This is a genomic window from Streptomyces gelaticus (assembly GCF_014649535.1).
Taxonomy (GTDB): domain Bacteria; phylum Actinomycetota; class Actinomycetes; order Streptomycetales; family Streptomycetaceae; genus Streptomyces; species Streptomyces gelaticus.
Window position 1 is genome coordinate 81,189 of the sequence record NZ_BMTF01000012.1, and the last position, 12,212, is coordinate 93,400.

General features: G+C 74.6%; 3 protein-coding genes. All 3 read right to left on the reverse strand.

The features are described from left to right. Window positions 1-2 precede the first annotated feature (2 nt). The 3 genes from IE107_RS18745 to IE107_RS18755 all read right to left on the reverse strand — a co-directional run bounded on the left by IE107_RS18745 (window position 3) and on the right by IE107_RS18755 (window position 11,932). Window positions 3-6,548 carry a non-ribosomal peptide synthetase gene (locus tag IE107_RS18745; RefSeq protein ID WP_189544953.1) on the reverse strand — a complete coding sequence of 2,182 codons (6,546 nt, stop codon included), beginning with the start codon at window positions 6,546-6,548 and terminating at the stop codon, window positions 3-5. Further along, the gene (locus IE107_RS18750; protein ID WP_229867077.1) at window positions 6,545-11,644 is read right to left on the reverse strand and encodes a non-ribosomal peptide synthetase; all 5,100 of its coding nucleotides are present in this window, start codon (window positions 11,642-11,644) and stop codon (window positions 6,545-6,547) included. The genes IE107_RS18745 and IE107_RS18750 overlap by 4 nt, the downstream gene beginning before the upstream one ends. Before the next feature lie 72 nt (window positions 11,645-11,716). Further along, window positions 11,717-11,932, reverse strand: a complete 216-nt coding sequence (locus IE107_RS18755) for an MbtH family protein (RefSeq protein ID WP_189544954.1) — start codon at window positions 11,930-11,932, stop codon at window positions 11,717-11,719. Window positions 11,933-12,212: the final 280 nt, after the last annotated feature.

Consider the following 12,212-nt stretch of genomic DNA (forward strand, 5'->3'; position numbering starts at 1 on the left):
GGTCAGCCTTCCTGGGCCGGGTCGTGGGCCGTGCGGATGTCGAGGGCGGCGGCGAGGTGCTCCACCGTGTGGTGGCGCAGTGCTGTCGCGAGATCGAGGGGGAGCCCGGCCCTGCGGGCGGCGAGCAGCAGGGGCGGTACGAGCAGGGAGTCGCCGCCGAGGTCCCTGAAGTCGTCGTGCACACCGACCTGTTCGAGGCCGAGCACCTCGGCCCAGACGGCAGCGAGCCGTCGCTCGGTGTCGGTGCGCGGCTCCTCGTAGGGGGCCTCGGCGGCGGTGGCGGCGCGGGCGACGAGGGCGAACCGGTCGCGTTTTCCGTTCTCGCCGAGCGGGAGTGCGGGCAGGGCCGTGACGGTCGCCGGGATGGCGGCGGTGGGCAGGACCGCGCGCAGCCGGTCGCGCAGGGCGGGTACGGAGACGGTGTGCCCGGCGGCGGGCACCACCCAGGCCGCGAGGCGCTTGCCGCCGTCGGCGGCGTCGACGGCCGCGACGAGGGCTTCGCGTACGGAGGGATCGGCGGCGAGTGCGGCCTCGGCCTCGCCGGGTTCGACGCGGTGTCCCCGGATCTTGACCTGGTCGTCGGCGCGGCCGAGGAACTCCAGGGCGCCGCCGGGGAGCCGGCGGGCCAGGTCTCCGGTGCGGTAGAGGCGGGCGCCCGGCAGTCCGTAGGGGTCGGGCAGGAACGCGGCGGCGGTCGCGCCGGGGCGTCCGGCGTAACCGCGGGCGAGCCCGTCGCCGCCGAGATACACCTCGCCGGCGATGCCGTCGGGCACCGGCCGCAGCGCGCCGTCCAGGAGCCGCAGGACGACGCCCGGGAGCGGGGAGCCGAGTGCCACGAGGGTGCGCGGCGCACGGGGCCGTTCGGGGGCGTGGAGGGCGTCGGCGTGCTGGAGTCCGGCCCGGACGCCGGTCGCTGCCACGACGGGGCGCGTCGCGATCCGGTACCGGGGCAGGACGCGCAGGGCGGTGGCGGCGACGGTGGCCTCGGTGGGTCCGTACTCGGCGGCGAGGACCATGCCGCCGGCCCGGATGCGGGCGGCGACGCGGTCGGCCTGGTCGGCCGGGTAGGCATCGCCCGCACATACCGCGAGCGCGGCCAGACCACCGAGTTCGGCGTCGGTCAACTGGGCTTCCAGAAGTGTCAGATGGCCGGGAGTGAGCCCGACGAAGGAGTAGGGCGCTGCCTTGAGGAGTTCGGCGCCGAACTCCTCGGGCCGGTACGCCTGTGGGAGCAGCCGTACGGTCTGCCCGGTCATCAGGGGTGCGTACAGCGCGGGGATTCCGAGGTCGAAGCCGACGGAGGTGAACCACGGCGCGCCGCCGGTGCCCGCCGCCGCGTACTGCTCGACCGCCCAGTGCAGGTAGTGGGCCAGGGAGCGGTGGCTGATCTCGACGCCCTTGGGGGTGCCGGTGGAGCCCGAGGTGTGCAGGACGTAAGCGAGCCGGTCCGGGTCGTGGGCGGTGAGGGGCCGGGCGGGTACGGGTGCGTCGGTGAGGTCCTCGGTGATCAGGAGCGGGACGTCGCCCAGGCGGGCGGCGTGACGGCGTTCGGTAACCGCGAGCGCGCAGTCGATGCCCGCGATCCGGGCGTCGGGGGTGCAGGGGTCCACGGGTACCTGCGCGGCGCCCGCCTTCCAGACGCCGAGGAGCGCGGCCACCAGGTCGGGACCCCTGTCCAGGAGCACTCCGACGCGGGTCTCGGGCCCGGCGCCGAGGGCGCGCAGCCGGTGGGCGACGGCCTCGGCACGGGCGTCGAGCGCGGCGTAGGAGAGGGTGGCGGACCCGAAGGAGAGGGCGGGGGCCGTCGGGGTCCGTGTGGCCTGCGCCTCGAACGCGCCGAGCACGTCGGCCGGTGTGCCGGAGTGCGGCAGGGCGGGTGCGGCGAGGGCGCCGCGCTCGTAGGCGTCGGGGTAGGCGCCCCGGGCGTCGCCGTCGGCGCCGGTGCGCGCCATGTCGGCGAGGACCGCGGTGTAGAGCGCGGCGAGACGCTTGGCCCGGCCCCGGGAGAGGGTGCGGGTGCGCGAGGCGATGGACAGGTGGCCGCGTACGGGGGTGCCGACGACGAGCCGGAACTCGTTGGGGCTGTCGTCGCGGCTGGCCATGATGTCGATGAGCTCGGTGTCGACCTGGTGGAAGTCCAGGTAGTGGAAGAGGACGTCGATGAGGTGGGATTCGCCGCGGGGTCTGCGCATGGCGGGCATCGGGTAGCGGCGGTGCGGCCACAGCTCGACCTCGCGGGCGAAGACCTGCTGGGCGAGTTCGCCCCAGGTCGCGGCGGTGCGCTCGTACGGGAAGGGCACCGAGTTGAGGTACATGCCGGAGACGCGTTCGGCGCCCGCCTCCTCCGGGCGCGCGTCGGCGACCATGCCGCCGCGGAACCGTTCGGCGCGGGTGAGCAGCGACAGGACCTTGCTGTGCGCGGCGTGCAGGACGCTCTTGTAGGGGACCTCGGCGGCGGTGGCCAGCGCGCGCAGTCCCGGTTCGACGTCGCCGAGCGGGATGTCGATGCGGTAGCGCTCGTCGCCCTCGTCGGCGCCCTGCCATCCGGCGGGGACGCCGAACCGCTCGTAGGTGTCGACGATGCGGCGCCAGTGGTCGCGGTCGGCCGGGTCGTCCAGGGAGCGCAGCTCGCCCGCGACGAAGTCGGCGTAGCGGACGGCGGGCACGGGCGGGGCGGGCTCGGGCTCGGTGCCGGAGCGCAGCGCACGGTAGGCGTGGAGCATCTCCATCAGCTGGGAGTGGTAGCTCCAGCCCTCGATGACGGGGTGGCACTCGGTGATGGAGAGCCACCAGCTCTCGTCGTCGAGGAGGTGGACGGCCATCCGCATGAGCGGCGCACGGGTGAGGTCGAAGAGCTCCTCGCGGTCGCGGTCGGCGAACTCCCAGAGGGCCGGTTCGCGGCGGGCGGCCGGCAGGTGGCGCAGGTCGTCGAAGGAGCAGGGCATCCGCGAGGCGGCGTGGACGAGCTGGAGCGGCCGGGAGTAGCCGTCGAGGGCGAAGGAGGTGCGCATGACCTCGTGCCGTTCGACGATCAGGTCGGCGGCCCGCTGGAACGCCTCGGGGTCGAAGGGGAGTTCGTCGCGGATCCGGAAGGAGGTGATGTTGTGGTAGCGGTTCTCGGTGCTCTCGCCGTACATCTCGACGAGCATCCCGGCCTGGGTGAGCGAGACGGGGTAGGCGTCGGTGACGTCGGCGGGCAGTGCGGCCCGGTCCTCCTCGCCGATGAGGGCGAACCGGGCGACCGTGCCGGTGGGTCCCGCGCCGTCGGCGTCGCCGAGGGCGGCGCGCAGCCGGGCCACGGTGCGGTGGGCGAAGATGTCGCGGACGCTGGTCTCCCAGCCGGCCTCGCGCAGGGCGCCGACGAGGGTGACGGCGCGGATGGAGTCGCCGCCGAGTTCGAAGAAGTTGTCGTGGACGCCGACGGTGTCCCGGCCCAGGACGGTGGCCCAGATGCCGGCGATGGCGCCTTCGGTGGTGTCGCGGGCCTCGACGTACGCGCCGACGGCGGTGGCGGCGCGGCCCGGAACGGGCAGGGCGCGCCGGTCGAGCTTGCCGTTGGCGGTCAGTGGCAAGGCGTCGAGGGTGAGGTAGGCGGCGGGCACCATGTACGACGGGAGGGTCTCGCCGACACGGGCACGCAGCGCGGCCGGGGTGAGGGCGTCGGGGTCGGCGCCGTCGGCGGGGACGACGTAGGCGACGAGTTCCCTGGCGCCGGGGCTGTCCTCGCGGACGAGGGCGACGGCTTCGGCGACGGCCGGGTCCGCGGTGAGTGCGGACTCGATCTCGCCGGGCTCGATGCGGTAGCCGCGGAGTTTGACCTGGTGGTCGGCGCGGGCGACGAAGTCGAGGTTGCCGTCGGGCAGCACCCGGGCGATGTCGCCGGTGCGGTAGAGCCGGGCGCCCGCCGGGCCGTAGGGATCGGGGACGAAGCGCTCGGCGGTCAGGTCGGGGCGGCCCGCGTATCCACGGGCGACGCCGATGCCACCGATCCACACCTCGCCGGGCACGCCGACGGGCAGCGGTCGCAGGTGTTCGTCGAGGACGTACATGGTGGTGTGCGGGACGGCGCGGCCGATGGGGACGAGCTCGGTGGTGACGGGCCCGTCGAGGAAGAACGCGGAGTTGCCGACGGTGATCTCGGTGGGGCCGTACTCGGCGGCGAGGCGGGTGCCGTCGGGGCCCGCCGAAGCGGTCCAGCGCTCGGCGAGCCGGGCGGTGAAGGAGTCGCCCGCGGCGATGACGAGACCGGCCAGGTTCTTGATCTGATCGTCCGTCAATTGCTGCTGGAGCAGGTCGAGGTGGCCGGGTGTGAGTTTGATGAAGGAGTACGGGGCGCCTGCGGCGAGCAGGGCGCCGAGGTCGGCGGTGTCGAAGTCCTGCGGGAGCAGGTCGACGTTCCGGCCGGTCATCAGCGGCGCGTACAGGTCGGGTACGCCGAGGTCGAAGGCGATCGACGAGAAGAGGGGGGCGCCCCCGGGGCCCGCGCCGGCGTAGGCCTGGACGGTCCAGCCGAGGTAGTTGGCCAGGCCGCGGTGGGTGACGAGGACGCCCTTGGGGCGGCCGGTGGAGCCGGAGGTGTAGATGACATAGGCGAGCGTGTCGAGGTCGTACGCGGTGGGCAGGGCGGCGCTGGCGGCCGTGCGGGCAGCCTGCTCGGCCGGGTCGTCGGTGACCAGGACGGTGGGGCCGTCGAAGCGGTCGGCGTAGCGGGTCTCGGTGAGGACGGTCCGGGTGCCGGTGGTGGCCAGCATGTGGCCGACGCGCTCGTCCGGGTAGGCGGGGTCGATGGGTACGTACGCGGCGCCCGCGCGCCAGATGCCGAGCAGGGCGGCGACCAGCTGCGGTGAGCGATCCAGGAGCACACCGACGGTGTCCTCGGGGCCGACGCCGAGCCCGGCGAGCCGGCGGGCGTGGCGCTCCGACTCCTCGACGAGCCGACGGTAGGTGTACGTGGTCTCGCCGTGGCGCAGGGCGGTGGCGTCGGGGGTGGCCGCGGCCTGCTCCAGGATGGTCTCCAGGACGGGGCGCAGGGCGGTGGCGTCGAGGGCGTGGTCGGTGCCGACGGGGGTGGCCGGCCCGTCGAGGAGCAGGGCGCGCTCTTCGGGCCCGATCGGGTCGAGTGCGGACAGCGGGGCGTCGGGGGCGGCGGCGATCTCCGTGAGCAGCCGCGTGTAGTGCCCGGCGATCCGGGCGGCGGTGGCCGCGTCGAAGAGGGCCGTGGCGTATTCCAGGCTGCCGTGCAGGGTGCCGTCGGCACGTTCGGTGAGGTGCAGCGTCAGATCGAAGCGGGCGATGGCACCGGCGGCCGGGACGGGCGCGGCGGTGATGCCGGGCAGTTCGGGTCCGTCGGCCCCCTCGCCGGACACGAGGTCGAACATGACCTGGAAGAGCGGCGTGGTGGACAGGTCGCGCTCGGGCTCCAGCTCGTCGGCGATCCGGTCGAACGGCGTCTCCTGGCAGTCGAAGGCGTCCAGCACGGTGATGCGGTTGGCGGCGAGAACATCGCGGAAGACCGGGTCGGCGCCCCAACGAGCCCGTAGTACCAGGGTGTTGTACGCGTATCCGGCCATCTGCCGCAGTTCGGGGCGGGTGCGCCCGGAGACGGCGGTGCCGACCGAGACGTCCCGCTTGCCCGTGTAGCGGCCGAGCAGGTTCTGGTAGGCGGTGAGCAGGACCATGAAGAGCGTGGCGTCGCCCTCGCGGGCGATCTCACGCAGCGCGTCCGCGGTGGCGGCGGGAACGTCGAAGCCGTGCGTGGCACCGTTCCAGGTGCGCACGGCGGGGCGGGGCCGGTCGGTGGGCAGGGCGAGCGGCTCGACGCCGGCGAGCTGTCGGCGCCACCGGTCGAGGCCGCGGTCGGCGTCGGGTCCGCTCTGCCTGCGGGCGGTCCAGGCCGCGTAGTCGGCGTACTGGACGGGCAGTTCGGGCAGTTCCTCGCCCCGGTACAGGGCGGCGAGGTCGGCCAGGAGCAGCGGGCGGGTCAGCGCGTCGCAGGCGATGTGGTGCATGACGACGAGCAGGACGTGGTCGTCGGGGGCGAAGCGCAGCAGCCGTACCCGCAGCGGGTGGTCGGCGGCCAGGTCGAAGGTCTCGGCGGCGCGCGCCTCGGTGAAGGCGATGGCGGCGGCGTCGCGCGCGGCGGCATCCAGTCCGGGCCGGTCGATGACGGCGAAGTCGGCGGAGCCGGCCAGATCGACGACCTGCCGGGGGTCGGCGGCATCCAGGACGTAACGGGTGCGCAGGATCTCGTGGCGGGCGGCGAGCGCGTCGAACGCCTGATGGAGGGTGTCCGGCGAGAGCGGGCCGCGCAGCCGGTTTGCCATCGGCAGCAGGTACTCGGGGCTCTCCGGGTCGAGCTGGTGCAGGAACCACAACTGGCGCTGCCCTGCGGAGAGTTCGAGGGGCCGGGTGCGGTCGGCGCGAGGGATCGCGGTGGGACGGGCAGGGGTCCTGGCGCCTCGCCCGGCGCGCCCGGCGAGGCGGCGGCGCAGGAGCTCGGCGCGCAGCTCCTCCTGCGTGGGCTGCGCCGGCGAGGTGGGTGCGGTCACGGCTGGTACTCCCTGTGTGCGAGGGCAAGTTCGGCTTCGGTGAGCGTCTCGATCTCGGCCGTCACGGCCTCTTCCACGGCCTCGGCGAGCCGGGCGACGGTGGGGCGTTCGAAGACGGCGCGCAGCGGCAGTTCGACATCGAACTCCTCCTGGATGCGGGCGATGACCTGCGCGGCGCGCACGGAGTTTCCGCCGGACCGGAAGAATCCCTGGCGGGAGCCGATCCGGTGGCCCGCGACGGCGTCCGGCCCGTGCAGCACCTCGGCCCAGATCCCGGCGATGATCTCCTCGACGGGTCCTTCGGGCGCGGTGTACGGCTCGTCGGCGAGCGCGGCGGTCAGGTCGGGCACGGGCAGGGCCGCGGTGTCGACCTTGTTGTGCCGGGTGAGCGGCACGGCGGCGATCGGCACGAGCAGGGCGGGGACCATGTAGTCGGGCAGCCTGCGGGCGCAGTGGTCCAGGAGTGCGCTGTCGCCGGGTACGGGCGTGCCGTCGGCGGGCACCCAGTAGGCGATGAGCGCGGCGTCGGGGCCGGTGCCGTGGACGACGACCACGGCCTGGGCGACGGCGGGGTGCTCGGCCAGGACGCCCTGGACCTCGCCGGTCTCCACCCGCCTGCCGCGGATCTTGACCTGGCCGTCGGCACGCCCGGCGAACTCCAGTGTGCCGTCGGGCAGCATGCGGGCCATGTCGCCGCTGCGGTAGAGGCGGGCGCCCGGCTCGCCGTACGGGTCGGGCACGAACGCGGCGGCGGTCGGGCCGGGCCTGCCGTGGTAGCCGCGGGCGAGGGCGGCCCCGCCGATGCACAGCTCGCCGGTCACCCCGTACGGCACGGGCGTGAGGTTCTCGTCCAGGACCCGGACCGTGCAGTGCGGGTAGGGGCGGCCGATCGGGGTGGACTGCGCGGTGTCGTGCGCGTCCCACCGGGTGGAGGCGATGGTCGTCTCGGTGAGTCCGTATTCGTTGATGAACCGCCGGAGTCTGCGCGAGAGGTCGCGGGCGAGGCCGGGCGGGCAGTCCTCGCCTCCGGTCTTGCCGACGAGCGGGCGGCGGCCGAAGCCGGCGTCGATCAGCATCTGCCAGTGCGCGGGAGCGGCCTGGAGGTGGCTGACGCCGTGCCGGTCGAGCAGGGCCAGCTGGGCGCGGTGGTCGCGCAGTTCGTGGTCCTGGGCGAGGACGACCCGGCCGCCCGCGACGAGCGGCATGACGAGTTCGGTCCAGGAGATGTCGAACGTGGGCTGGGCCAGGGCGAGGTAGGCGTCGTCGGGGCCCTGTCCGAAGTCCAGGTGGGCCTGGAAGGCGCGCAGGGTCGGCAGCAGGGTGCGGTGCTCGACGGCGACCCCCTTGGGGCGGCCGGTGGAGCCGGAGGTGTACATCAGGTAGGCGAGGCGTCCGCCGTCTCCGGCGGGCAGCGGCTCGGCACCGGCCGGCACCGCGGCCTCCGGTTCCGTGTCCAGGGTGAGGACGGCGCCGCGGTGGACCCCGGCGAGGCGTGCGGCGCCCGCCGTGTCGGTGACGAGGACACCTGCCCGCGAGTCGGCGAGCACATGGGCGATCCGGTCGTCGGGAGCGCCCGGGTCGAGGGGGACGTGGGCGGCGCCCGAGTGCCAGATGCCGAGGATCGTGGCGAGCAGGTCGGGGGTGCGGCCGAGCAGCACGGCGACGGTGGTCTCCGGGCCGGCGCCGAGGTCGCGCAGCCGGTGGCCGAGGAATTCGGCGCGGTGCGTCAGGCGTGCGTACGTCCAGGTCTCGTCGCCGCAGACGACGGCCGGGTCCTGCGGGGAGCGCCGGGCCACCTCCGCGATCGCGGTGTGCACGCCGCCGTCGGACGCGCCGGTGATGGTGTCCCCCGCGTCGGCGGGGCCGGGACCGTGGGCGACGAGCTCGGCGCGCAGCGGGGCGGGCAGGATGTCGGCGGTACCGAGCCGTACCCACGGGTCGTCGGCGACCGTCTCCAGCAGGCGGGTCCAGCAGGCGGCGAACCGCTCGACGGTGGCCGGGTCGAACAGTGCGGTGGCGTACTCGGCCATGCCGAGCAGGGAGCCGTCGCCCTGGCGCTGCACGACGAACGTGAGGTCGGTGCGGGCGGCCTGCCAGGCTCCCCGGAAGGCGTCGAGATCGCCGGACGAGGCCGCGGTGCCGGTGCGGCCCTCCTCGTGCAGGTCGAACATCACCTGGTAGAGCGGGGTGCGGGCGGCGTCGCGGCTCTCGTCGAGCTCGGCGACCAGCCGGTCGAACGGCAGCTCCTGGTGGGCAAAGGCCTCGCGGGCGGTGTCGCGTACCCGGACGACGGCGTCGCGGAAGGTGTCGTCGGCGTCGGCGTCGCAGCGCAGGACGAGGGTGTTGAGGAAGAACCCGACGACATCGGCGGTCTCGGGCCGTTCGCGCCCGGCCACCGGGATGCCGACGGGGACGTCCCAGCGGCCGGTGAGACGGGCGACGAGCGCGGAGAACGCGGTGAGCAGGGTCTGCTGGAGCGTCGCCCCGCAACTGCGGCCGAGGGCCGCGACGCGCTCGGTGAGCGCGGCCGGGACGGTGAAGAGGTGGACGGCGCCGTGCGCGTCGCGCACCGGGGGCCGGGGCCGGTCGGTGGGCAGGTCGAGCGGGGCGACGCCGTCCAGCACCCGCTTCCAGTGGTCGAGTTCGCGCGAGAGATACGTGTCGGTGAGGCGGGCGCGCCGGTGGGCGGCATGGTCGGCGTACTGCACCGGGAGTTCGGGCAGGCGGGCGTCGGTGCCGGTGTGCGCGGCCTCGGCGAGCGCCTTGAGGTCGCGCTCCAGGACGACGGAGGACCAGCCGTCGCAGGCGATGTGGTGCAGCGAGAGGATCACGTGCAGGTGTTCGGTCCCCCGGCGTACGGTCAGGGCGCGCCAGACGGGGCCGTTCTCCAGGTCGAAGGGGCGGGCGAACTCCTCCTGCACCAGTGCGTTCAGCTCGTCGGCGGTCGCGGCGAGGGCGGTGCGCAGTCGCGGCGGCCGGGTGCCGGGTGCGTCGGCGATCTGGACGGGCTCGGTGCCGTGCAGGACGTACCGGGTGCGCAGGATCTCGTGCCGGTCGGCGAGTGCGCCGAGGGCGGCGGCGACGGTGGCGTCGCTGTACTCGGCGGGCAGGGTGAGGAAGGCGGGGGCGTTCCACTCGCTGCTGCCGGGGCGCAGCCGGTCGAGCAGCCACATGCCCTGCTGGCCGGGCGAGAGCGGCAGTCCCTCGGGCTTACGGGGTACGGGAAGGACCGTTTCCGCAAGGTGCTCGTCGCCGGTCGGGTCGACGGGGTGGCCGATCAGCGCGGCCTGGGTCTCGACGGTGGTCGCGGTGAACAGGGCGCGCAGCGGTACGCGGGTGCCTCCCGCCGCGGACAGCAGCTCGGAGAGCCGGGTCAGCATCAGGGAGGAGCCGCCGAACTGGAAGAAGTCGTGGGTGGCGCCGATCTCCCCGGCGGGGATGCCGGTCAGCTGCGCCCAGATCTCGGCGACGGCCCGCTCGGTGGCGTTGCGCACCGGCACGTACGCGGCCTCGGTGCGGCTCTCGGCCGGGTCGGGCAGTGCGCCCCGGTCGATCTTCCCGCTGGCGGTGAGCGGCCACTCGTCCACGGTCACGAACACGGAGGGCACGAGGACGTCGGGCAGGGTGCGGCGCAGGAAGGCGCGCAGCTCGTCGGGGCGGGGCGCCTCGCCGCGCGGCTGGACCCAGGCAGCGAGGCGGTGGCCCCCGCCGGCGGTGTCGGGCACCGCGGCGGCGACGGCGGTACGTACCCAGGGGTGGGCGGCGAGCGCGGCCTCGATCTCGCCGGGCTCGATGCGTACACCGTTGACCTTGACCTGCTGGTCGAGGCGTCCGAGGTATTCGAGCACGCCGTCGGCACGCCAACGCACCTTGTCGCCGGTGCGGTAGAGCCGCTGTCCCTCCGCGTGCGGGTCGGGCACGAAGCGCTCGGCGGTCAGGTCCGGGCGGCCGAGGTAGCCGAGGGCGAGCCCGATGCCGCCCGCGTGGAGTTCGCCGGGGACGCCGACGGGCACGGGCCGTCCCGCGGGGTCGAGGACGACCACACGCATGTTGCCGATGGGGCGTCCGATGGGGACGGCGCCGGTGTCCCGGTCCGGGTCCCACAGGTGCTCGGTGATGTCGACGGACGCTTCGGTGGGTCCGTACGTGTTCCAGATCCGTACGCCGGGCACGTGTTCGGCGATACGGCGGCACAGGTCGGCGTGGAGGGGCTCGCCGGCGCTGAACACCAGGCGCAGGGCGGTGGCGCGCTCCCAGCCGGATTCGTCGACGAGGCGCCGGTAGACGGAGGGGACGCCCTGGAGGACGGTGACGCCGTGGTCGGCGACGGCGGCGAGCAGGGTCGCGGGGTCGCGCTCGGCGCCGTCGGGGGCGAGCACGAGGGCAGCGCCGCTGACGAGTGGGGAGAACAGTTCCAGTCCGGCGGCGTCGAAGCCGACGGTCGTCTTGAGCAGCACCCGGTCGGCGGGGCCGAGCCGGTGGCGGTGGGCGAGCCAGCGCACCCGGTTGGCGATTCCGGCGTGCGGGACGACGACGCCCTTGGGGCGGCCGGTGGAGCCGGAGGTGTGCAGGACGTAGGCGGGCCGGTCCGGTTCGGCGACGAACCCCGGTGCTTCCCGGGGCTGTTCGTCCACGGCGCCCGGGTGCCGCGCGTCGATGACGTCCTCGGCGAGCAGCAGCCGGGTGCCCGCGGGCAGCTTGTCGGCGGTGGCCCGCTCGGCAAGGGCCACCGGTGCCTGCGCGTCGTCCAGGACGAGGGCGATGCGGCTCTCGGGGTGGTTCGGGTCGAGCGGTACGTAGGCGCCGCCGGCCAGCCAGACGCCGAGGAGCCCGGCGACCAGGTCGGGACCGCGGCGCAGGCACACGCCCACGAAGTCGCCGGGTCGCACGCCCAGGGCGTGCAGCCGGGTGGCGAACAGGGCGGCGCGCGCGCCGAGTTCGGCGTACGTGACCACGCTTCCGTCGGCGCCGATCACGGCGGGCGCGTCGGGCGTACGGGTGCTCTGGGCGGCGAACAGCGCGGGCAGCAGGGGTGCGGTCACGGGCCGGGCGGCGGTTGCGCCGGTGTACGAACCCGACAGCGTACGGTCGTTCACAGTCTCTCCTCCATCGGGATCGGGCGGCGCGGTGGGGGACGGGCCCGGCCTCGGATCCGGCGGCCAGTACGGTCAGGCGGCGGTGGCGGCCATGCGACGGCGCAGGCTCAGCGGACGCAGGTCGGTCCAGATCTCGGCGATGTGGGCGAGGCACTCCTCGCGGGTGCCCTCGGTGCCCTCGGCGTGCCAGCCGGCCGGCAGGGCGCGCTCGGCCCACCAGATCGAGTACTGCTCCTCGTCGTTGAGCACGACGCGGTACAGGGTCTCTTCGGTCTGTTGCTCGCTCATAGGTTCGACGCCCCTTCGTGTGGTCGGTTATGGCCATGGTTGAAGGGCGACCTATTCGGGCCCTATGCCGGCCATGCATTCACCGAGCCTGGGGCGGTTCAGCCAGGGTGGCCACCTGCGTCTTGGCGACAGCAGATGCGGGTGGCCGCCTCCGTCCGCGAGGGCGTCATCTCCTCGGCGACGCCGCTGAAGCGGCTGCGCTCATCTGACCGACCGGCTTCACCGAAGCAGCCTGACCGACGTGCGCCGTCGTTCAGCTTGATCGGGCGGGCGCTCGGGG